Origin of the sequence: Pseudoduganella violacea (assembly GCF_014191875.1) — a bacterium.
GTDB lineage: Bacteria > Pseudomonadota > Gammaproteobacteria > Burkholderiales > Burkholderiaceae_D > Rugamonas > Rugamonas violacea_A.
The window spans coordinates 103,746-124,580 of sequence record NZ_JACHXD010000015.1; the positions used below are offsets into that span (position 1 = coordinate 103,746).

General features: G+C 65.3%; 18 protein-coding genes. 6 read left to right on the forward strand and 12 right to left on the reverse strand.

The genetic code is table 11. The annotated features are described in order from the left end of the window. Positions 1 to 12: 12 nt before the first annotated feature. From FHS03_RS21935 to FHS03_RS21955, 5 genes are all read left to right on the forward strand, one after another. Positions 13 to 1,623 (forward strand): FAD-binding oxidoreductase, encoded by a 1,611-nt coding sequence (locus FHS03_RS21935; RefSeq protein WP_183443060.1) that lies wholly within the window; start codon positions 13 to 15, stop codon positions 1,621 to 1,623. Then, the gene (locus FHS03_RS21940; RefSeq protein WP_183443061.1) at positions 1,620 to 3,236 is read left to right on the forward strand and encodes a glycerol-3-phosphate dehydrogenase/oxidase; all 1,617 of its coding nucleotides are present in this window, start codon (positions 1,620 to 1,622) and stop codon (positions 3,234 to 3,236) included. The genes FHS03_RS21935 and FHS03_RS21940 overlap by 4 nt, the downstream gene beginning before the upstream one ends. Then, the gene (locus FHS03_RS21945) at positions 3,229 to 4,791 is read left to right on the forward strand and encodes an FGGY-family carbohydrate kinase (protein ID WP_183443062.1); all 1,563 of its coding nucleotides are present in this window, start codon (positions 3,229 to 3,231) and stop codon (positions 4,789 to 4,791) included. The genes FHS03_RS21940 and FHS03_RS21945 overlap by 8 nt, the downstream gene beginning before the upstream one ends. Positions 4,792 to 4,869: 78 nt before the next feature. Further along, positions 4,870 to 5,106, forward strand: coding sequence for a type II toxin-antitoxin system Phd/YefM family antitoxin (locus FHS03_RS21950; RefSeq protein WP_183443063.1), 237 nt, complete (start codon positions 4,870 to 4,872; stop codon positions 5,104 to 5,106). After that, positions 5,106 to 5,483, forward strand: a complete 378-nt coding sequence (locus FHS03_RS21955; protein WP_183443064.1) for a type II toxin-antitoxin system VapC family toxin — start codon at positions 5,106 to 5,108, stop codon at positions 5,481 to 5,483. Before FHS03_RS21950 ends, FHS03_RS21955 begins: the two co-directional genes overlap by 1 nt. A gap of 147 nt (positions 5,484 to 5,630) precedes the next feature. On the opposite strand, the gene FHS03_RS21960 is transcribed toward FHS03_RS21955, so the two are convergent. The 6 genes from FHS03_RS21960 to FHS03_RS21985 all read right to left on the reverse strand — a co-directional run bounded on the left by FHS03_RS21960 (position 5,631) and on the right by FHS03_RS21985 (position 11,478). Continuing rightward, positions 5,631 to 5,993 (reverse strand): hypothetical protein, encoded by a 363-nt coding sequence (locus FHS03_RS21960; protein WP_183443065.1) that lies wholly within the window; start codon positions 5,991 to 5,993, stop codon positions 5,631 to 5,633. A 46-nt stretch (positions 5,994 to 6,039) separates the two neighbouring features. Continuing rightward, the gene (locus tag FHS03_RS21965; RefSeq protein ID WP_183443066.1) at positions 6,040 to 7,398 is read right to left on the reverse strand and encodes a diguanylate cyclase; all 1,359 of its coding nucleotides are present in this window, start codon (positions 7,396 to 7,398) and stop codon (positions 6,040 to 6,042) included. A 243-nt stretch (positions 7,399 to 7,641) separates the two neighbouring features. After that, positions 7,642 to 8,835 (reverse strand): aminotransferase-like domain-containing protein, encoded by a 1,194-nt coding sequence (locus FHS03_RS21970; RefSeq protein WP_183443067.1) that lies wholly within the window; start codon positions 8,833 to 8,835, stop codon positions 7,642 to 7,644. 106 nt (positions 8,836 to 8,941) lie between these two features. Then, on the reverse strand, positions 8,942 to 9,403 hold the full coding sequence (locus tag FHS03_RS21975; RefSeq protein WP_050407049.1) for a RidA family protein: 462 nt from the start codon (positions 9,401 to 9,403) through the stop codon (positions 8,942 to 8,944). A 150-nt stretch (positions 9,404 to 9,553) separates the two neighbouring features. Further along, complete coding sequence (locus FHS03_RS21980) at positions 9,554 to 10,495, reverse strand: DMT family transporter (protein ID WP_371871756.1); 942 nt, start codon at positions 10,493 to 10,495, stop codon at positions 9,554 to 9,556. Beyond that, entirely contained in the window at positions 10,492 to 11,478 is a 987-nt protein-coding gene (locus FHS03_RS21985) for a threonine dehydratase (RefSeq protein WP_183443068.1), read from the reverse strand. The genes FHS03_RS21980 and FHS03_RS21985 overlap by 4 nt, the downstream gene beginning before the upstream one ends. 102 nt (positions 11,479 to 11,580) lie before the next feature. Between FHS03_RS21985 and FHS03_RS21990 the strand changes: the two genes are divergently transcribed. Beyond that, positions 11,581 to 13,071, forward strand: a complete 1,491-nt coding sequence (locus tag FHS03_RS21990) for an aminotransferase-like domain-containing protein (protein WP_183443069.1) — start codon at positions 11,581 to 11,583, stop codon at positions 13,069 to 13,071. A 1-nt stretch (position 13,072) separates the two neighbouring features. On the opposite strand, the gene FHS03_RS21995 is transcribed toward FHS03_RS21990, so the two are convergent. The 6 genes from FHS03_RS21995 to FHS03_RS22020 all read right to left on the reverse strand — a co-directional run bounded on the left by FHS03_RS21995 (position 13,073) and on the right by FHS03_RS22020 (position 20,824). After that, entirely contained in the window at positions 13,073 to 15,046 is a 1,974-nt protein-coding gene (locus tag FHS03_RS21995; RefSeq protein ID WP_183443070.1) for an Ig-like domain-containing protein, read from the reverse strand. A gap of 148 nt (positions 15,047 to 15,194) precedes the next feature. After that, on the reverse strand, positions 15,195 to 16,295 hold the full coding sequence (locus tag FHS03_RS22000; RefSeq protein ID WP_183443071.1) for a LytR C-terminal domain-containing protein: 1,101 nt from the start codon (positions 16,293 to 16,295) through the stop codon (positions 15,195 to 15,197). A 12-nt stretch (positions 16,296 to 16,307) separates the two neighbouring features. Then, positions 16,308 to 17,264, reverse strand: coding sequence for a type II secretion system F family protein (locus tag FHS03_RS22005; RefSeq protein WP_183443072.1), 957 nt, complete (start codon positions 17,262 to 17,264; stop codon positions 16,308 to 16,310). Positions 17,265 to 17,282: 18 nt separating this feature from the next. Beyond that, positions 17,283 to 18,260, reverse strand: a complete 978-nt coding sequence (locus FHS03_RS22010) for a type II secretion system F family protein (RefSeq protein WP_183443073.1) — start codon at positions 18,258 to 18,260, stop codon at positions 17,283 to 17,285. Positions 18,261 to 18,264: 4 nt separating this feature from the next. After that, a complete protein-coding gene (locus FHS03_RS22015; RefSeq protein WP_183443074.1) occupies positions 18,265 to 19,623 on the reverse strand; it encodes a TadA family conjugal transfer-associated ATPase in 1,359 nt (452 codons plus the stop codon). A 37-nt stretch (positions 19,624 to 19,660) separates the two neighbouring features. After that, positions 19,661 to 20,824, reverse strand: coding sequence for a CpaE/TadZ family protein (locus tag FHS03_RS22020; RefSeq protein WP_183443075.1), 1,164 nt, complete (start codon positions 20,822 to 20,824; stop codon positions 19,661 to 19,663). Positions 20,825 to 20,835: the final 11 nt, after the last annotated feature.

The following is a 20,835-nucleotide window of genomic DNA, read 5'->3' on the forward strand; positions in this document are numbered from 1 at the left end:
GGACAAGACACGATGCGACGCTGGAATGGCTGGGGGGACGAGGCGATTGAATTCGCCCTGAATGAAGATGCGCTGGGCTTTCTGGCGACGCGCATCGGCAATGGCAATCCGGTGGCGGATGCCAGCTTCGAACAGGCCTGCGCCCAGCTGGGCGCTTCGCGCCTGCCGCCGCACCGCTTGATCGATACCAGTCCCGCAACCCGGCTGCGCAATGCGCTGGGCCAAAGCCTGCCGGACTGGCTCAAGTTGCGCTACGGCCGCATCGGTCCCGCGCCGGACGGCGTGGCCTTCCCGGAAAGCGGCCAGGAAGTGCGCGAATTGATCAACTATGCGCGGCTGTATGGCGTGGCGCTGATTGCGCACGGCGGCGGCACCAGCGTGGCGGGCCATCTGACGGTGCTCGATCCTTTCCGCCTGACGCTGGCCGTGAACACCACCCGCCTGTGCCGCCTGATCCATCTGGACCAGCAGTCGCAATTGGCGACCTTCGGCGCGGGCGTGCTGGGGCCGGACCTGGAGGCGGCGCTGCGCGCCCACGGTTTCATGCTGGGCCACTATCCGCAATCGTTCGAGTATTCGACCCTGGGCGGCTGGATCGTCACGCGCTCATCGGGCCAGCAGTCGCTGCGCTATGGCCGCATCGAGCAGACCTTTGCCGGCGGGGTGGTGGAAACCCCGCAAGGCACGCTGGAAGTGCAGGCCTTCCCGGCATCGGCTGCCGGCACCGACCTGCGCGAGCTGGTGCTCGGCTCCGAAGGACGCCTTGGGATTCTGACCGAAGCCACGGTGCGCGTCAGCAAGGTGCCTGAATACGAGGCCTTCCACGCCGTCTTCTTCCCCAACTGGCAGCAAGCGGAAGCGGCCGCGCGCGAGCTGGCGCAAGGGCGCATGGGATTGTCGATGCTGCGCCTGTCGAACGCCGTGGAAACGGTGACGATGCTGGCGCTGGCCGGCCACAAGCGCCTGATCGGCGCGCTGGAAACCTGGCTGTCCCTGCGCGGCTGCCGCGACGGCAAATGCATGCTGATGATTGGCGTCAGCGGCGGCAAGGCCCAGGCCAAGACCGCCATGCGCGCCGCGCTGGGCCTGTGCCGCGAGCACAAAGGCGTGCATATCGGCCGCATGATGGGCGACAAGTGGAAGCAGAACCGCTTCCGCAACGTCTATCTGCGCAACGCGGCCTGGCAGTACGGCTACGCCATCGACACGGTGGAAACGGCGGTGGACTGGTCGCGCGTGGAAAGCATGATGCATGCGGTGGAAAGCGCGGCCGAAACGGCGCTGGCGGCGCATCAAGAGAAAGTGCACGTCTACACCCATCTTTCGCATCTGTATGCGCAAGGGGCCAGCGTGTACACCACCTTCGTCTATCGCCTGTCGGGCAACTACGAAGACGATCTGGTGCGCTGGAAGGCGCTCAAGCACGCCGTCAGCAGCGCCATCGTCGACAACGGCGGCACCATCAGCCACCAGCATGGCGTGGGCAGCGACCACGCGCCCTACTTGGAGGCGGAGAAGGGCGCAGCCGGCATCGCCGCCATGCAGGCCGTGTTCCGCCACTTCGACCCGGAAGGCTTGCTCAACCCCGGCAAGCTGGTGCCGCCGCAAGGACTGGCGGCATGAACGCCCCGCACTGGCGGCCGGGCGGGCGCGCGGAGCTGCGCAAGCTGTTGGCGCAGGAATGGGATGTGCTCATCGTCGGCGGCGGCATCTGCGGCGCCGGCATCCTGCTCGAAGCATCGCGTCGAGGCCTGCGCGCGCTGCTGGTCGAACAGCGCGACTTTGCCTGGGGCACGTCGAGCCGTTCCTCCAAGCTGGTGCATGGCGGCTTGCGCTACCTGAAGGAGGGCCAGTTCGCATTGACGCGCGAATCCGTCCACGAGCGGGAAGCCTTGCTGCGTGAGGCCGCCGGACTGGTCGAGCCGCAAAGCTTCGCCTTCGGCGACTACGCGGGCCGCAAGCCTGGCCGGCGCACCTTCCTGCTCGGCCTTGCCATTTACGACCGCATGGCCGGCCAGCGCAGCCGCCACTACTATCCACGCGAGGCGTTCCTGCAACTGGCGCCGCATATCGACGCCGAGGGGCTGCGCGGCGGCATGTGCTACACCGACGCCAAAACCGACGATGCGCGCCTGGTCATGCGCGTGCTGCAGGAAGCGCAGCAGTATGGCGGCACGGCGTTCAATTACCTGTCCGTGCAAGGCCTGCTGCGCGAAGGCGGCAGCGTGCGCGGCGCGCAATTGCGCGATGAGCTGGATGCTGGCGGCGAAACGCATACGGTGCAGGCCAAGGTCGTGATCAGCGCCACCGGCGCCTGGGCCGATGCGCTGCGGGCGCAGGGCGGGGCGGCGCGCCGCCTGCGTCCTTTGCGCGGTAGCCACCTATTGCTGCCCGCCTGGCGCCTGCCGCTGGCGCAGGCTGTAAGCTTGATGCACCCGCAGGATGGTCGTCCCGTCTTCGCCTTCCCGTGGGAGGGCGTCACCCTGGTCGGCACCACCGACCTCGATCATGGCGAGGATCTGCGCCACGAAGCGGCCATCACGCGCGCGGAAGTGGACTATCTGATGGCCGCGCTGCGCTTGCAGTTCCCGCAACTCGACTTGTGCGAGGACGACATCATCGCCACCTATGCCGGCGTGCGTCCGGTGATCGACAGCGGCCAGGCCGATCCATCGAAGGAAACCCGTGAGCATGCGCTGTGGCTGGAAAACGGGCTGCTGACCGTCACGGGAGGCAAGCTGACCACCTTCCGCGTGATGGCGCTCGACGCGCTGAAACAAGCCAAGACCCTGCTGCCGGAATGGCGCGACGAGCTGCGTCCGCAACCCATTTTCGCCGCCGTGCCGGCGCCGCGCTACCAGCGCGGCCTGCCTGCCGGCCAGGCGCGCCGCTTGCAAGGCCGCTACGGCGCGCAGGCGCAAGCGCTGCTGGACGCCGCCCATCCCGCCGAGCTGCAAACCATTCCCGGCACCGAAACCCTGTGGGCGCAGCTGCGCTGGGCCGCGCGCCACGAAGCCGTGCAGCATCTGGACGACCTGCTGCTGCGCCGCACCCGCGTCGGCCTGCTGCTGCGCAACGGCGCGGCCGCCATCCTGCCGCGCGTGAAAGCCATCTGCCAGCCGGAGCTGGGCTGGAGCGAGCAGCGCTGGCGTACCGAGGAGAGCGCATATCTGGCATTATGCAAAGCTCACTACAGCTTGCCGCCAGAGCAGGAAAACAAGAGACAGTATGGCTGACCAATACATCCTATCCATCGACAACGGCACGCAAAGCGTGCGCGCCTTGCTGTTCAAGGCCAACGGCGAACTGGCGGCCAAAAGCCAGGTGCATCTGCAAGCCTACTACTCCGACCATCCCGGCTGGGCCGAGCACAAGGCCGAAGCCTATTGGCAGGCGGTATGCACGGCTTGCCAGCGCCTGTGGGACAGCTGCGCCATTCCCGCCAGCGCCGTCGCGGGGGTGGCCGTCACCACGCAGCGCGGCACCGTGATCAACCTGGACCAGGATGGCAAGCCGCTGCGTCCCGCCATCACCTGGCTGGACCAGCGCCGCACCGAGCAGGTGCCGCAGTTGAACGCCTTCTGGCGCACCGCCTTCAAACTGGCGCGCGTGGACGGCACCATTGCCTATTTCCAGCGCGAGGCCGAGATCAACTGGATCGCCGATCAGCAGCCCGACATCTGGCGCCGCACCGACAAATTCGTGCTGCTGTCGGGCTATCTGAATTTTTGCCTGACGGGGCGCCATGTCGATTCCATCGGCTCCCAGGTCGCCTACCTGCCTTTCGACTACAAGAAGCACCGCTGGGCCGGCGCCATGGACTGGAAATGGCAGGCGCTGGCGATCCGCCCCGAGATGCTGCAGGAACTGGTGGAGCCGGGCACCGTGATCGGCGCCATCACGGCCGACGCATCGCGCATGACAGGTATTCCGCAAGGCGTGCCGGTGGTGGCCGCCGCCGCCGACAAGGCCTGCGAAGTGATCGGCGCGGGCGCGCTGGAGCCGCATATCGGCTGCCTGAGTTACGGCACCACGGCCACCATCAATACCACCAACCGAAAATACATCGAAGTCACGCCGTACATCCCGCCATATCCGGCCGCCGTTCCCGGCGCCTACAGCACCGAGGTGCAGATCTTCCGTGGCTACTGGATGGTCAACTGGTTCAAGGAGCAGTTCGGCGACCGCGAACAGATGGCCGCCGCCGAACAGGGCCTGGTGCCTGAAGCGCTGTTCGACACCCTGGTCAACGAAGTGCCGCCCGGTTCCATGGGCCTGATGCTGCAACCTTACTGGAGTCCCGGCATCCGCTTTCCCGGTCCCGAAGCGAAAGGTTCGATGATCGGCTTCGGCGACGTGCATACGCGCGCCCATATGTACCGTGCCATCCTCGAAGGCGTGGCTTACGCGCTGCGGGAGGGCAAGGAGCGCATCGAAAAGCGCGGCGGCACGCGCATCACCGAACTGCGCGTGGCCGGCGGCGGCTCGCAAAGCGATGCCGCCATGCAGTTGACGGCCGACGTCTTCGGCCTGCCCGCCGCCCGCGCCCATATCTACGAAGCTTCCGGCTTGGGGGCGGCCATCTCGGTCGCTGCCGGCCTGGGCCTGCACGCCGGCTTCGACAGCGCCATCCGTGCCATGACGCGCCCCGGCCGCGTGTTCCAACCGATCGAGGCCAACCGCAAGGTCTACGACCAGCTGTACCGCCGTGTGTACCTCAAGATGTACCAGCGCCTGCAACCGATGTACCAGGAGATTGCCGACATCACGGGCTACCCGATGGCGCGCTAAACCCGATGAAAGCCGCTTTGTTCAGCTTGCGTAGCGGCGGCGCATGGACTAAGCTGGACTAAGTCCATAGGAGGCGTTATGCGGATCGTTAATATCCATGAGGCCAAGACGAATTTTTCCAAGCTTATCGATGCGGTCAGCCAGGGCGAAGAAATCATCATCGCCAAGGCAGGCAAGCCGGCTGCACGCTTGCTGCCTATTGCCCTGGTCAAAGCGAGGCGGGTGCCCGGTTCCCAGTCTGGCAAGATTGAAATTGCCGACGACTTTGACGAGCCGCTGCCTGATGAACTGCAAGCCGTATTCGAGGGACGTTGATGCGCCTCCTGCTCGATACTCATATTTATCTTTGGTGGCTGGCGGACGATCGAAAATTGACGTCCACCGCCCGCGATCTGATTGCGGAAGCGGCTGAGGTGTATGTCTCCAGCGCCACAATCTGGGAGATCGCCATCAAGAGTGCGCTTGGAAAACTGAAGGCGGATATGGGCGCATTGGTCGACGATATCGCTCAGAATAACTTTCTGGAATTACCCATTAGCGCGCGTCATGCCGCTGCTGTGAATACGCTGCCTTTATTGCACGCTGATCCCTTCGATCGTTTGCTGGTGGCGCAAGCGATTACTGAGCCGCTACCATTTTTGACACATGATTCCAGGCTGGCAGCGTATTCTGAATTGGTGAAGGTAATGTGAATCCAGAAGCGCATATCGAGTGAGCTGGTCTTGGTTTTTCAACGACCATCCCGGCGATGTCAATCCTAGGCGGACATCAACCTCGATCATTATCCAGCCGCGTCATCCAGGCCTTGCACTCTCCCGCCCCTTCGATAACGTACCAGTTCACCGCCAGAAGGTAGCTTTTCTGTTCGTCGGACACAAAATATCCATGCCAAACGCGTTTTCGAAGATTTTCGCCAGGTTTTTGCCGTTGTGCAGGATAAGAACCCGATCCTTATCAGCTCCGCGCTGTTCGAAGAAGACATAAGCCGGCGCGGCATCCAGATGGCAGGAGTATGTGAATTCGTTCGGCTCCAGTGGAATGGCGATGGAATTGTGGCCGATCGCCAGGTGGCCGGCCATGCGCTCCGGCTTGAACTTGCCGATGACTTCAGCGATGAATTGACGCGATGGCTCCGGATCGAGCACGGAACAGGATAATCCCAACTCCCGGGCGGAGCTTAAAAACTCATTGATGCAGGACATTGCTTGAACACTTTAGTTATTCTCGCCGACTGGCCGGCGGCGCCGTTCAGCGCATCACCAGCGCCTTCACCGCCTCCAGCGAATCGCCGCTGGAGCGGGTGGCGCGTACTTGATTGCGGCCGCCTTCCTTGGCCACGTACATGGCGCGGTCGGCGGCCACGAACAGCGATTCGGTGCTATCGAGCTGGCTGGGGTGGATGGTCGCCACGCCGATGCTGACCGTGATGTGCGGCGAGGTCACCGAGCGCGGATGCGGCAGCTGCAGCGACTCGATGTGGGCGCGGATCGATTCGGCCAGCAGATAGGCCGAATCCGAATCCGTTTCCGCGAACAGCAGCACGAATTCCTCGCCGCCGTAGCGCGCCGCCAGGTCGGTGGCGCGCAGGGCGTGCGAGTTGATGGCCTGCGCCACTTTCTGCAGGCAGACGTCGCCTGCCGCGTGGCCCAGGGTGTCGTTGTACAGCTTGAAGTGGTCCACGTCGAGCACCACCAGCGACAGCGCGGCGCCGCTGCGCAGGGCGCGCTGCCATTCTTTTTCGAGGAAGCTGTCGAAGTGGCGCCGGTTGGCGATCTTGGTCAGCGGGTCGATCATGGCGGCGCGCTGCAGGGCGTCTTCCGACAGCTTGTGGTGGGTAATGTCGTGCAGCAGGCCGATGAACAGGGGCTGGCGCAGAAACATGGGCGTCAGCGTCAGGTCCATGCAGACCGAGGAACCGTTGTGGTGGCGGATGATGACTTCGCGCGTGCCGTGGCTGTAGGCCGTCTCCGGATTGGCGGCGTAGCGCGCGAAATAGTCGAGGTATTCCTGCGCCACCAGGGGATTGAGCAGGTCCGAAATCGATTGTCCGGCCAGCTCGTTGGCGGCATAACCCAGGTACTGGTCGCAGGCCGGGTTGGTGAACTGGATGCGGCCATCGGCCTCGATGATCAGCAGGCCCTCGGCCATATTGTTGACGATGGTGCGCAGGCGTTCGGCCTGTTCCTGCTGCGACTCCTGGCTGATGCGGATCTGCAGCTGGGTGCGCACGCGGGCGCACACCTCGGCCATGCGCAGCGGCTTGCCGATGTAATCGACGGCGCCGCAATCGAAGCCGGCCACCACGTCTTCCGCCTCGGTGCGCGCGCTCATGAAAATCACCGGAATGCGCTGGGTGACAGGACTGGCTTTCAGTTGGCGGCAGGTTTCGATGCCGTCCATGCCGGGCATCACCACGTCCAGCAGGATCAGGTCGGGGTGCACGCGGCGTGCGATCTCCAGCGCGCGTTCGCCGGAGTTGGCGACGAAGGTTTGATAGCCTTGCTCGACCATCATCTTGCGCAGGGCGCTCAGGCTCTCTGGAGCGTCGTCCACGATCAAAATCGCAGCGTCGCGCTGCGTGGCAATGCTCGTACCGCCTAGGTTCATGCTGGCCTGAAAAGAAGGGTTCGGTCCCAACGATCATACCGAAGGGACAATGGAAATTGTTGGAAAACATTGCCATGTTGACCGAAAAAGACGCCCAATGGCAGCCCAATCGGAAAAACAGGTGTTACTAATGGGAAATTATAATTACTTCTAGTCAAGATGTTGCGGCTTAACGTCATTCTCGTTGTTAAGCCGCAACAGTGTGCGCGGCAGCAGGACGCTGCCGCGCGGCGGGGAGGGGGATTACACGCGGGCGGCCAGCAGCTTGCCCAGGATTTCGATGCCGGTGTGGATGCGGTCCGGCGCCACGGTCACGAAGGACAGGCGCAGGGTGTTGGTTTCCGGCTCGTTGGCGTAGAACGGCGCGCCCGGCACGAAAGCGACTTTCTGCTTGATCGCTTCGTCCAGCAATTCCATGGCGTTGATGTGTTTGGGCAGGGTGACCCAGATGAACATGCCGCCTTCGGGCTTGGTCCAGGTGACGCCGGCCGGGAAGTGCTCCTCCATCGCCTTCAGCATGGCTTGGCACTGGTTGCCATACAGTTCGCGGATGGTCGGGATGTGCTGGTCCAGGAAGCCATCCTTGATCACTTCGTGCACCACCATCTGGGTCAGCTGGGCGGTGTGCAGGTCGGCGGCCTGTTTCGCCAGTTCCAGGCGGCGCACCAGCGGCAGCGGGGCCACCACATAGCCCAGGCGGATGCCGGGGGTCAGCACTTTGGAGAAGGAACCCATATAGATCACGCCTTCCGGGTTCATCGCCACCATCTTCGGCATTGGGTCGCCTTTGTAGCTCAAGGCGCCGTAAGGATCGTCCTCGATCAGCGGCAGGCCCAGACGGGCGCAGGTTTCCACCAGTTCCAGGCGGCGTTCGACCGACAGGCTGCGCCCGGTCGGGTTCTGGAAGTTCGGCAGCGCGTACAGCAGGCGCGCGCCCTGGGCCACTTTGTCCAGCGAGGAGGGAATCAGGCCATGTTCGTCGGTGTCGACCGACATGAATTCAGGACGATAGACCGAGAACGCTTGCAGGGCGCCCAGATAGCTTGGCGTTTCCACCAGCACGCGGCTGCCTTCGTCGATCAGCACCTTGCCCAGCAGGTCCAGCGCCTGCTGCGAACCGGAGACCATCAGCACTTGTTCCGGCACGATCCTGGCGCCATTGGTCGAGAGCGAATCGGCAATCCACTGGCGCAGCGGCATATAGCCATCGGTCGGGCCGTATTGCAGGGCGACCTTGCCGTTATTCGACAGGACTTTGTCGAACGCTTGCTTCATCATGTCCACCGGGAAGGTGGCGGGGGAAGGCAGGCCGCCGGCGAAGGAAATGATTTCCGGCTGTTGCGTGACCTTCAGGATCTCGCGGATGAAGGAGCTTTGCATCTGGCTGGCGCGTTCGGAAAAGCGCCACTGGAGCGGATTGGGGTTTTCGATTTTCATACGATTCTCTCTTGAGGTGGACAGGGCGGCGCCCGGGCCGGGAACAAGCGCGCTTGTGGCGGCTTTGAAAAGAGCGACGCCGGGTAGGCGCCGCCCACAATCTGTTTTACGCGATTTCGGCGATCATCTCGATCTCAACGCAGGCGCCGCGCGGGATTTGCGCTACGCCGAATGCGGAGCGGGCGTGTTTGCCCGCTGCGCCGAATACTTCGCCCAGCAGTTCCGAGCAGCCATTGGTGACCAGGTGTTGGTCGGTGTAGTCCGGGGTCGAATTCACCAGACTCATGACTTTAACGATGCGTTTCACGCGGGTCAGGTCGCCGCCGCAGGCGTCCTGCAGGGTGCCGATCAGGTCGATGGCGATGGCGCGCGCGGCTTGCTGGCCTTCTTCGGTCGAAATGTTCTTGCCCAGTTGGCCGACCCATGGGTTGCCATCGGCTTTCTTGGCGATATGGCCGGAGATGAACACCAGGTTGCCGGTCTGGACGTGCATGACGTAGGCAGCCACGGGCGCGGCCGGGGCGGCCAGCGTGATATCGAGCGATTTCAGTTTTTCGTAAACAGACATTTTGTATCCGAAGAAAATGGCCGAAGGTTCGGCGGGTTAGAGGTAATGGTGCCGGCTGCGAAGCCGCGAGAACGATATTGTACGTCTTGCTGCGTCACATGCCCACAAATCCGGCGCGGCGCCGCCGTATCAACCCATTCCATCCCCGTTTCAGCGCCGGATCTGGGCGCGGCGGCCGACGCCGACCACGGCGATCACGGCCAGCGCGAACAGCATATGCTCGCCCTGCAGCGGCTCACCCAGCACCAGGGCGGCGCCCAGCAGCGAGAGGAAGGGCTGTACCAGCTGCACCTGGCCCACGCGCGCCACCCCGCCCAGCGCCATGCCGCGATACCAGAAGAAGAAACCAATAAACATCGAAAACACGGAAACATAGGCAAAACCGCTCCAGGCGCGCAGGCCGGCGTGGACGAAGGCGGCCGGGTCTTGCCAGATCAGCCACAGGCTGATGGGCAGAGCCACCGGCAGCGACAGCACCAGGCCCCAGCTGATGACCTGCTGCCCGCCCATGCTTTGCGCCAGGCGGCCGCCTTCCGCATAACCGATGGCGGCGGCCAGCACGGCGGCGAACACCGCCAGGTCGGCCAGATGCAGGCTGCCGCCGCTCTGGCGCAGCGCAAAGGCCAGCACCAGGGCGGAGCCCAGCACGGCGGAAGCCCAGAAGGCCGGCGAGGGCCGCTCATGGCCGCGCAGCGCCGAGCACAGGGCCGTGGCCAGCGGCAGCACGCCCACCAGCACCGCGCCGTGCGCGGCAGGCAGCGAGCGCATGGCGATGGAAGTCAGCAGCGGAAAGCCGACCACGCAGCCGGCCGCCACCACCAGCAACTGGGGCAGGGCGGTGCGCGGCGGCAGCGCTGCGCGCTTCCACCACAGCCAGAGCGCGGCCAGCGCGCCCGCCGCCACGGCGCGGCCCATGGCCACGAACACCGGGTCGAGCGTGGCCACCGCCATGCGCGTAAAGGGCAGGGTCAGGCTGAAAATGGCGACGCCGGCCAGGCCAAGCAGCATGCCCATGCTTTCGTCGGACAGGCCGCTATGGCCTTGCGTGGCCAGCGGTTTGCCGGGCAGGGAACTGGGAACGGCGTTTTTCATGGCACGCTCCGGAACGGTTGTTCGTCCAGCACGCGCTGCAGCAGGGGCGCGTCGACATTGGCGCCGGTCAGCGGCAGGCCCAGTTTGCGGCCCTTGACGCGCGGGTCGTTCTTCAGCAGCAGGGCCGCGGCCAGGGCCGCCGCGCCCGCGCCTTCGCTCAGATTATGGGTGCAGCGGTAGTACAGGCGCATGGCGCGCGCCACCTGCTCGTCGCTGACGGCGACGATATCGTCGGCCAGCTCGATAATCGGCGGCAGCGAACTGGCGTCGGCCATGCGGCAAGCCAGGCCGTCGGCCAGCTCGGTGCCGACCGGCGCTTCCATCGGCCGGCGCGCGTGGAAGGAGAGCTGGTAGGCCAGCGCATGTTCCGACACCACGCCGATCACGCGGGTTTTCAGCCCCAGCGCCTGGCGCGCGGCCAGCGCGGCGCAAATGCCCGAACCTTGGCCGATGGGGACGAAGAGCGTGTCCAGGTCGGGCTGGGCGTGGAACAGCTCCAGATAGCCGGTCGCCACGCCGGCCACCAGATCGGGATGCCAGGAGGGCACCATATGCAGGCCGTCGCGCCGCGCCAGCATCTGGGCGTGTTCGCGCGCGGCCTGGAAGTCGTCGCCATATTCGATCAGCTGGGCGCCCAGTGCGCGCATGGCAGCGTTCTTTTCCACGCTATTGCCATGCGGGACCACGATGTGCGCGCCCAGGCCGTGGCGGCGCGCGGCAAAGGCCAGCGACTGGCCGTGGTTGCCGCGGGTGGCGGCGATCACGCCGCGCACTTGCGGTTCGCGCCGGCTCAGCGCATGCAGGTAGACCAGGCCGCCGCGCACCTTGAAGGCGCCGGTCGGCGTGTGGTTCTCGTGCTTGATCCAGGCCTCCGTGCCGAGCGCCTCGTTCAGCAGGGGCCAGGAAAATTGCGGCGTGGGCGGCATGGCGCCATACACGATGGCGGCGGCGGCTTCGAGTTCGGTGGGAGACGGCAGGGACATGGCGGCGCTGGAATCTTATTGATAACAGGTGTATCGTAGAATAGCTAAGCAGTACAGTGCCAATACACTTATCCATATAATTTCACATACTGTAACGGTAAAATGACCGATACACCGGCGCCATCGCTGACGTCCTCCCTGCACCGGCCGGGGCAGATCCTGCTGCTCTCGCGCGCCTCGGGCGAATCGCTGATCGACCAGATCGTGCGCACGGTGGCGGCGCGCATCGACGACCGCCTGCTGCGCGCCGGCGCGCGCATGCCCTCGATCCGCCAGTTCGCCGCCGCCAACGGCGTGTCCGCCTTCACCGTGGTGGCGGCCTACGACAAGCTGGTGGCGCGCGCTTATCTGGAGTCGCGGCGCGGCGCCGGCTTCTTCATCCGCGAACGCGCCCCGCTGAACGCGCCGGGAACGGCCGATGCCGAGGCCATGAACTTCAGCGCCGGCGTGCAGCCGGGCGGCGGCATGGATGTGGTCTGGCTGATCCGCAATATGTTCCGCGCCACGGCCAATCTGCAGATGCCGGGCACCGGCGTGCTGCCGCAGGATTGGCTCGACGGTCCGGCCATTGCCAACGCGCTGCGCGCGATCAGCCGCCAGAACAGCAATCTGCTGCTGAATTACGGCGTGCCGCAAGGCTTCCTGCCGCTGCGCCAGCAATTGCAGCACAAGCTCGCCGAACTGGAAATCGCCGCCACGCCCGAGCAGTTCGTCACCACCAGCGGCGTGACGCAGGCGCTGGACATGGTGGCGCGCGAATTTACCCGACCCGGCGACACCGTGTTTGTCGACGATCCGGCCTGGTTCCTGATGTTCGGTTCCTTCGCCGCGCTGGGCGCCAAGGTGGTGGGCATTCCGCGCTTGGCCGACGGACCGGACATCGCGCAACTGGCCGAGCTGGCAGCCATCCACAAGCCCAAGCTGTATGTGATCAATTCGGTGCTGCACAATCCCAGCTCCACCTCGCTGTCGGCGGCCAAGGCCTTCCAGATCCTGCGCCTCGCCGAGCAGCACGGCATCACCATCGTGGAAGACGACATCTACTGCGATATGCACCCCGGCAGCGCGGTGCAGCCGGCCACCCGCCTGGCCTCATTGGACCAGCTGCGGCGCGTGATCTACCTGGGGGGATTTTCCAAGACCATGGCGGCCAATCTGCGCGTCGGCTTCATCGCCGCCTCGCCCGAGCTGGCCGAGCGCCTGGCCGACCGCAAGATGCTGCAAACCCTGACCACCAGCGATATTGGCGAGCGCGTGGTCTACAAGATTCTGTCGGAAGGCCTGTACCGCAAGCATGTGGAGCGCATCCGCAGCCGGCTGGATGGGCTGCGGGCACGCACCGTGCGGCAGATGGAGCGGGTGGGTTTGAAGGTGGATGTGGTGTCGCCGGCCGGCATGTTCGTCTGGGCCGATGCCGGCTGCGACACCAATGTGATGACCGAGCATGCCTTGAGCGAGAACCTGCTGCTGGCGCCCGGCAGCCTGTTCTCGCCCAATCAACTGCCATCCAGCCGCATGCGCCTGAACGTGGCCGCGATGCAGGATCCCGCCGTGTGGCGTTTCCTGCAGCGCGAGCTGGAACGCCTCGCTTGAATCAGTTGATCGGCAGGCTGGCGCTGGAGATCACGCCGCTGGGCGAGGTGACTTTCACAATCAGCTTGCCTTTGCCGGCCGGGGTGGGGCAACCCACGGTGACGGCATAGCTGGGCGCAGGCACCGCCTGGCCCACGGCGGCCACCACGTTCGGCACCTTGATCTGGCTGGGCGCTACCGTGCTGGCGGTCACGCCGAACAAGGCGCTCATATCGATGATGGACCCGGCCGGCATGATGGTGCCGGCGGGATCGGCGACCGTCACCACCACGTCGGCCGTGCCGCCGGCGCTGCAGCTCAGCGAAGATGTGCTGAAACCGATGCTGGCTGTGCTGCCAGCGAAGATCTGCACCAGCTGGGCCGACACATACAGGGTCTGCGCGCTCGGTACCTGGGGCGAACGCAGTACGCCGTTGTATTGGCCGTCGCCCGCCGTGCTGCAGGTGCCGGCCAGGTTCGGGCCTACGCAAGCCTCGCCGGTGTTCCAGCTGCCGCTCTCGTTATCGTCGCGGAAGATGTCGGGGCGCTTGTCGGTAAAACTGTCGCCCGCGTCATAGGTGTTGTTGCCGTTATTGTCGATCAGGTTTTCCTCGCCCAGAGCATAGGCCAGTACCGTGATGCGTTCGTTGGCCTGGCGCGGCGCGCTGGAATACAAGGGCACGCTGCACATGCCATCCTTGGTCAGGCAGGAGGCGCCGATATTGCCGCCTTCTGCCGAGAAGTTGATCGCCGTGCCATCGGGAACGGGATTGCCGAAATGGTCGCCCGAGATCACTTTGACGGTGCTGCACAGCTGGTCGATATCGCGTCCTTCGCAATTGCCGATGGCGGTGGAGAGCGAGAAGTGGGCCTGGTCCGGCACCCCGCTCGACACCACCAGGATGCTGGACACGGAGGTCAGCGGCGGGCTGGTGCCGCTGACGGTCGCCACCACGCGCACCGAAGTCGGAATCGTGCCGGCGGCGACATCAGTCGTGACCGTGCCGTCGGCGCCAGTCAAGGCCGAGGCGGTGTTCAAGCTCAAGCCGCCCACCGTGGTGCTGGTGGTGGAGTCGGAGAAGGCGAAATTCACCTGTTTGCCGGCCAGCGGGCTGCCGCTGGCGTCGAATATCTGAAATTTCACGGTGGAGAATTCAGGCCGGCCCGGGCCGCCCGTGCCTTTCAGCGCGAGATTGCTATTGCTGACCGAGATGAATTTGAAGGAACCCGCGCTGGCCGGCAGCACATTGATGGTGCCGGCCTTGCTGGCGGTGCCGCCCGGCGTGGTGACGCTGGCGGTGATGACGTCGGCGGTGCCGCAGCCCTTGTCGGTATAGCTGGCGGTGGCGATGCCGCTTTGCGTGGTCACGGGCGTGCCCATCACGGCCTTGCCCGCGCTGATGCAGGCGGAGCTGAAGCTGACCGCTACCGGTAGCAGATAGACGTTGGCGCCATTCATCACCGTCACGCCCACGCTGGCATTGCCGCCAGCGGACAGGGTGGCGGGCGAGATGCGCAGGTCGCTCAAGGCCAGCGCCGGGAAGCTGACCGAATAGCCAAGCGATGAGCTGACCGTGCCGCTGCCCACATTGGCCGTGGCATTGATGGTATAGCCGCCGGCCTGGCTGCCGGCGCCGATGCCGATGCGGGCAATGCCGCTGCTGTCGGTAAGGGCGGTGCCGGAGGCGGGCGACAGCACGGCCGTCTTGTCGGTGCTGGTAAAGGTCACGGCCACATTCGGCACCACCAGACCCTTGCTGTCCTTGATCTGAGCCTGCACCGTGCCGCTGCGGTCGGGACTGACCGAACTGGTGGCGCCGCTGCTGTCGCTCATGCTGAGTGCCGCCGATCCGGCCGCGCTGGCGGTGGCTGGCGCCGATGTGCTGCCGCCGCAGGAGGGCAGGGCAGGATCGCGCGAGGGATCGATGGTTACACAACCGGCGCTGGTGGTGCTGCCGCCGCCCCCGCCGCCGCAGGCGCTGAGTATGACGGACACACAGGCTGCCAGCAGGCAGGCGCTTAACAGTTTTCCGCGGCGCGGATATTTCAGATGTTGGAACATAGCTCACCCCTTTTGAGATCGATTCGAAATCAAGTTCTGAAGCGGATTGGCGCCGGGCGCGCCCCTGCATGTCCTGCCTTGGCTAGTCGGAGCCACCGGTGCTGGCCATCAATGCGGCGTCGGCGGTCTGTCCTGCCGCTGCCAGCGTGGTTGGCGCATCCTTGCCCAGCACCAGGCGCAGATCGATGGCTTGCAGCTTGTCGCTCGCTTCCAGCGCGGCTTTGCCTTGCAGCGCGCTTTGCAGTTCGGCGGCCTGGCTGGCGTAGCCGGGACCGTACTGGATGGTGGTGAGCTGCTGGCGGTAAGGCTTGTCGTTGCTCAGACGGTCGACTGGAATTCCAGCCAGCACCAGCACTTCGCGGAAGCGCTTGGCCATGCCATTGGCGCCGTTGCCGTTGGCGACCTCGATGCGGGCGCGGCGCGTGGCGGCGCTGGCGGCGGCGCTGGGTGCTGCCGCCTTGGCAACTGACGGCAGAACCATCGGCAGGGTGGTAACGACGGGGCGCAACTTCAGCTCATACACATTCGGTTTCAGCTCCACCAGCTCCATGCGGCTGGTGCGGTGCAGCTGACCCGCGTCTGGCGTGGCGCTGACTTCACTCGCAGGCGGCGCGACGTTTTCCGGCGCGGGGACGGGCGATTGCGGCTGTGTCCTGATGGCCGCCGCCAGCGCCGCCGCTTCCGCTTGCCCATTTTCGCGCGCGGCAGTTTCGGCCAGTTGCAGGTTCTCGAATGCCTTGGGGCCGGCGCCCAGCGCCATGGCCTTGCGCAGCGTGCCGATGGCGCCTTCATAGTCGCCCATCAGGTATTGCACGTAACCGAGATTGGTCTGCGGCTGGGCTTCGCCCGGATAGTCGGCCGCCACGGCTTGCAGCTGCAGGCGAGCGTCCTCCAGCCGGCCTTGGCGTGCCTCGATGGCGGCGACGGCGGTGCGCGCTTCCAGCTGGCGCGGGTCGAGGGCCAGCGACTGCGCGTACGCGCCCAACGCGAGACTGAGCTGGCCGCGCTCCTGGTGGTAGCGCCCGAGCCGGTTCCAGGTGCCGATTTGGTTGCCGGCGCGCGTGCCCTGGTCGATGCGCAGCACGGGCTGCATGGTCAGCTCCTGGCGTGCGGGCGGCGTGCTGCAGGCGCCGATCAGGCCGCAGCCGGCGATGGCGAAGGCGATGGGTTTGAGTTTGTTCATGATGGATTCCTTTCAGTTGCCTTCACCGCCCATGCCGGGCAGCAGAACACGATAGATTTGCAGGAAAGCTGGCCCCATCAGCACCACCAGCAGCGAGGGGAAGATGAAGAAAATCAGGGGGAAGAGCAGTTTCAGCGCGATCTTGGCCGCCGCTTCCTCGGCGCGCTGGCGGCGCCGCGTGCGCAATTGGTCCGACTGCACGCGCAGGGAGTCGGCGATGCTGGTGCCGAAGCGTTCGGCCTGGATCAGCATGGCCACCAGCGCATCCACATCCTCCACCCCGGTGCGCAGGGCCAGATTGCGCAGCGCCTTCTCCTTGCTCAAGCCGGCGCGCAGCTCCAGCGTCACCAGATTCAGCTCGTCGGCCAGCACCTCGCTTTTCAGGCCGATTTCCTGCGCCACGCGCTGCAAGGCCGCGTCCATGGCCAGACCGGCTTCCACGCAGACCATCATCAGGTCCAGCGCATCGGGGAAGCTTTCGAAAATCTCCAGTTGGCGCCGCCGCACCGACATATTCAGCACCACATTCGGCAGATAGTAGCCAATGGCGGCCGACAGCAGAAGCCAGAACAGCAGGGTGTTGCCGCTGGCCTTGGAACGCATCACGGCTAGCGCGAAGTAGGCGACCAGCGGCAGCAGCACGGCCAGCGCCGTCTTGGCGGAGAAGAACAGCGCCGGCGCGGACGGATGGCGCAGACCCGCGTTCATGAAGCGGGTGCGCAGTGCCGAATGCTCCCAGTCCGTGGGGTTGGCCGAGAGCTTGGCCAGCGGCGCGGTCAGCTGCGCCAGACGCGCGGCCAGGGTTGGACCCTGGCTGTGGCCCTTGCCGGAGCGCGCGCCGCCGTTGCCGGTAACGGCATCCAGGCGCTGTTGCACCGGGTCGCTGTTGAAGCGGCTCAGCAGGGCCATCGCGCCGCCGAACACGGCCAGGAAGAGAACTCCGAGGAAACCGATCTGCATCATGCTCATGGCTGTCTCCTTCGCGCTTTAAACGTGGATGCGGATGATCTTGCGCATCAGCAGAACACCGAGGAACATCAGGAAGGCGGCCATGCCCAGCATCTTGCGGCCGCCCGGATCGGTGTATAGCACTTCGAGGAATTGCGGGCTGGTGAGCTGGATCATGAGCGCCGCGCCGAAGGGCAGCAGGCCCAGAACCCAGGCCGACATGCGGCCCTCGGCCGACAGCACGCGCACCTGGCCCATCAGCTTGATGCGGGCGCGGATGATGGCGCTGATATTGTCCAGCAGCTCGGCCAGATTGCCGCCCGTTTCGCGCTGGATCAGCACCGCGATCACGAAGTAGCGCAGGTCGGTGCTGGGGACGCGGGTGGCGAGGTTCATCAGCGCGTCCGTCATCGAGATGCCGAAGTTGACCTCATCGAAGGCGGTGCGGAATTCTGCGGCGATGGGATCGCGCATCTCGTCGCCTACCATCTTCATGGCGGTGGGGAAGGCGTGGCCGGCGCGCACCGCGCGGCCGATCAGGTCCAGCGCGTCGGGCAACTGCTGGTCGATATGCTCCAGCCGCTTGGCCTTGGCGCGCACGATCATCAGCATAGGCAGGCAGGCCGCGCCCAAGGCCAGTGGCAGCAGCATCAGCAGCGGCAGGTGCAGCCACAGGCCCAGGCCGACGGCGGACGCAAAGCTGAGCGCCGTCAGACCGAGCAGGTCGGCCACGCTCCAGGCCAGGCCGGACTGCTCCAGCAGCCGGTCCAGCTGGCCGATGCGCGGAATTTCCAGCAGCAGGCGCTGCATGGCGGGCGACTGGGCCAGCAGGCGCTGCTTGATCATGGAGTTGTTCTGCTGGCCGCCATGGCTGCCGGCCGACATCATGCGCAGACGGCGCGCCACGCGTTCCGCCTCCGGTCCCTTGGACGAGTTCCAGCTCAGGTAAATGCCTTCGATCAGCAGCACCACGGCCACGAAGACCACGATGCCGGTGATGTAGTAGAGGTAGTCCATGGCATCACTCCGTGCGGTGGTTCGGATCGAACAATTCGTCGGGCAGCTGCAGGCCGAAAGCACGCAGGCGTTCGCAGAAGCGTGGGCGGATGCCGGTGGCGCAGAAGTGGCCCTGCACCTTGCCGTCCTTGTCCATGCCGGTCTGCTTGAAGCAGAAGATTTCCTGCATGGTGATCATCTCGCCTTCCATGCCGGTGATTTCCTGGATCGACATCAGCTTGCGTTTGCCGTCGGTCAGGCGCGCCACCTGCACCACCACGCCCACGGCGGAGCTGATCTGCTGGCGCATGGCCTTGGTGGGCAGGCTGGCGGCGGCCATGCTGATCATGTTTTCCAGGCGGGTCAGCGCGTCGCGCGGGGTGTTGGCGTGGATGGTCGCCATCGAACCTTCGTGGCCGGTGTTCATGGCCTGCAGCATGTCCAGCGCTTCGCCGCCGCGCACCTCGCCCAGGATGATGCGGTCGGGCCGCATGCGCAGGGCGTTGCGCACCAGGGCACGCTGCGATACCTCGCCCTTGCCCTCGATATTCGGCGGCCGCGTTTCCAGGCGCACCACGTGGGGCTGCTGCAGTTGCAGCTCGGCCGCGTCTTCGATGGTGACGACGCGCTCGGTTTCGCTGATGTGGGCGGAAATGGCGTTCAGCATGGTGGTCTTGCCGCTGCCGGTGCCGCCCGAGATCACGATATTCACCTTAGCCCGGCCCAGCGCGCGCAGCACGGTGGCCATGCCCTCGGTCATGCTCTTGAAGCCGATCAGTTCTTCCAGGCCGAGCGGATCGGCCGAGAAACGGCGGATCGACATCACCGGGCCGTCGATGGCCAGCGGCGGGATGATGGCGTTGACGCGCGAACCGTCGGGCAGGCGGGCGTCGACCATGGGGCTGGATTCGTCGATGCGGCGGCCCACGCGCGAGACGATCTTGTCGATGATCTTCATCAGGTGGGCATCGTCGGCGAAGGTGATGCTGCTCAGTTCCAGCTTGCCGCCGCGTTCCACATATACCTGCTGCGAAGAGTTCACCAGGATGTCCGACACGGTGGGGTCGGCCAGCAGCGGCTCCAGCGGGCCGAAGCCGAGCACCTCGTGCTGGATATCGCGCGTCAGGTTGCGCCGCTCGATATCGTTGATGACCACCATATTCTCTTCGAGCAGGCGCTCGACCAGGATGCGCAGCTCGTCGCGGATCTGCTCCTGGCTCAAGCGCTGCATGCTTTCCAGGTCGACGCGGTCGAGCAGGGTCTGGTGGATGCGGTGCTTGAGCTGCTGGTAGGCGCGGTTGTCGATGCTTTCCAGGCGGACCACGGGGGCGGCGCCGCCGGTGCCGTTGCCCAGCCTTGCTCTCAGATTGGCGCTTGTTAGCATGATGTGTTCTCCTTGGCTCTATCGGGTTGGGGCGGCTTTAAGCGCGCTGCAGGATGCGGGACAGCCAGCCGCGCGATTCCGCCGCCGTGTCGCCGGCCAGCTCGCGCGCCATGTCCTGCAAAGCCTTGGACACGGGAGAGTTGCGCTGCAGCTGGAGAATCGGCACGCCCTGGTTGACGGAAGCCGCGGCGGCCTCGTAGTGGTTGGGAATGGTGCGGAACATGGTGGTGCCGTAAGCCTGCTCGCAGTCGCGCAGGCGGATTTCGCCGCTATTGGCGTAGCGGTTCACGATCAGGTGGATCTTGTCCTTGCGGTAGTCGAGCGAACGGAACACGCTCAGCAGGCGCTTGCCGTCGCGGATATACGGCAAGGTGGCTTGCAGGATGGGGAAGATCATGTCGGCCTGGTCCAGCGCGCGCACGCTGATGGCGTCCAGGCTGCGGCCCACGTCGAGCAGGATGAAGTCGTAGTGCTGGCGCGCCAGCTTGAGCAGCACGTCGATATGCTCGGGGTGCACATCGTTGGCCTGGGTCGGGTCTTCCGGCGCGGCCAGCACGCCGAAGTTCGGCGTCACCGGCACCATGCTCGACGCCAGGAAGGACGCGTCCAGGCGATGGATCTGCTGCGAGAGCTGGGCCAGGCTGGCGGCCGGCTTCTGGTCGGAGACGAACAGCGAGGCGTCGCCGAACTGCAGATTCAGATCGAACAGGGCGACGCGCTTGTTTTCGGCGGCGGCCAGGGCATAACCCAGGTTGGTGGCCAGGAAGGTGGCGCCGCTGCCGCCCTTGCAGGAGACGAAGGCCAGCACCTTGCCCTGGGAGCGGTTGTTGATATTCAGCTTGTCCTCGATGCGGCGCACGGCGACATGCAGCTGGCCGGCGTCGGCCGGCAGCGGCAGCACCTCGCGCACGCCGGCACGCATGGCTTGCAGCAGGAATTCCGGCGTCTGCAACTGGCACAGCACGATGCTGGCCATGCCGGGGTGCTGGATGCCCAGGCTTTCCAGGCGTTCGAATTCGGCGGGACTGAGCGCGGGTTGGGCCACGATCAGCAGCGCGGGCGCCTGCATGGCTTCCATCGCTTGCAGCTTGTCCAGCGAGCCGTTGACCACGTCCACCTGGTCGGTGATGCTTCGTTCGCGCAGCACGCGCGCGATCTCGAACAGCAGTTTCTCATTGGCTGAGACGACGGTGATTTTCATTTCAACCTCCC

Excerpts from the sequence above, each read along its gene's own strand:
- FHS03_RS21940 (WP_183443061.1), top strand. The coding sequence starts at position 1,620 with ATGAACGCCCCGCACTGGCGGCCGGGCGGGCGCGCGGAGCTGCGCAAG.
- FHS03_RS21985 (WP_183443068.1), bottom strand. The coding sequence starts at position 11,478 with ATGTCCCTGCCGTCTCCCACCGAACTCGAAGCCGCCGCCGCCATCGTG.
- FHS03_RS21980 (WP_371871756.1), bottom strand. The coding sequence starts at position 10,495 with ATGAAAAACGCCGTTCCCAGTTCCCTGCCCGGCAAACCGCTGGCCACG.
- FHS03_RS21990 (WP_183443069.1), top strand. The coding sequence starts at position 11,581 with ATGACCGATACACCGGCGCCATCGCTGACGTCCTCCCTGCACCGGCCG.
- FHS03_RS21950 (WP_183443063.1), top strand. The coding sequence starts at position 4,870 with ATGCGGATCGTTAATATCCATGAGGCCAAGACGAATTTTTCCAAGCTT.
- FHS03_RS22010 (WP_183443073.1), bottom strand. The coding sequence starts at position 18,260 with ATGGACTACCTCTACTACATCACCGGCATCGTGGTCTTCGTGGCCGTG.
- FHS03_RS22005 (WP_183443072.1), bottom strand. The coding sequence starts at position 17,264 with ATGAGCATGATGCAGATCGGTTTCCTCGGAGTTCTCTTCCTGGCCGTG.
- FHS03_RS22015 (WP_183443074.1), bottom strand. The coding sequence starts at position 19,623 with ATGCTAACAAGCGCCAATCTGAGAGCAAGGCTGGGCAACGGCACCGGC.
- FHS03_RS21935 (WP_183443060.1), top strand. The coding sequence starts at position 13 with ATGCGACGCTGGAATGGCTGGGGGGACGAGGCGATTGAATTCGCCCTG.
- FHS03_RS21960 (WP_183443065.1), bottom strand. The coding sequence starts at position 5,993 with ATGTCCTGCATCAATGAGTTTTTAAGCTCCGCCCGGGAGTTGGGATTA.
- FHS03_RS21955 (WP_183443064.1), top strand. The coding sequence starts at position 5,106 with ATGCGCCTCCTGCTCGATACTCATATTTATCTTTGGTGGCTGGCGGAC.
- FHS03_RS21970 (WP_183443067.1), bottom strand. The coding sequence starts at position 8,835 with ATGAAAATCGAAAACCCCAATCCGCTCCAGTGGCGCTTTTCCGAACGC.
- FHS03_RS21945 (WP_183443062.1), top strand. The coding sequence starts at position 3,229 with ATGGCTGACCAATACATCCTATCCATCGACAACGGCACGCAAAGCGTG.
- FHS03_RS22000 (WP_183443071.1), bottom strand. The coding sequence starts at position 16,295 with ATGAACAAACTCAAACCCATCGCCTTCGCCATCGCCGGCTGCGGCCTG.
- FHS03_RS21975 (WP_050407049.1), bottom strand. The coding sequence starts at position 9,403 with ATGTCTGTTTACGAAAAACTGAAATCGCTCGATATCACGCTGGCCGCC.
- FHS03_RS21965 (WP_183443066.1), bottom strand. The coding sequence starts at position 7,398 with ATGAACCTAGGCGGTACGAGCATTGCCACGCAGCGCGACGCTGCGATT.
- FHS03_RS22020 (WP_183443075.1), bottom strand. The coding sequence starts at position 20,824 with ATGAAAATCACCGTCGTCTCAGCCAATGAGAAACTGCTGTTCGAGATC.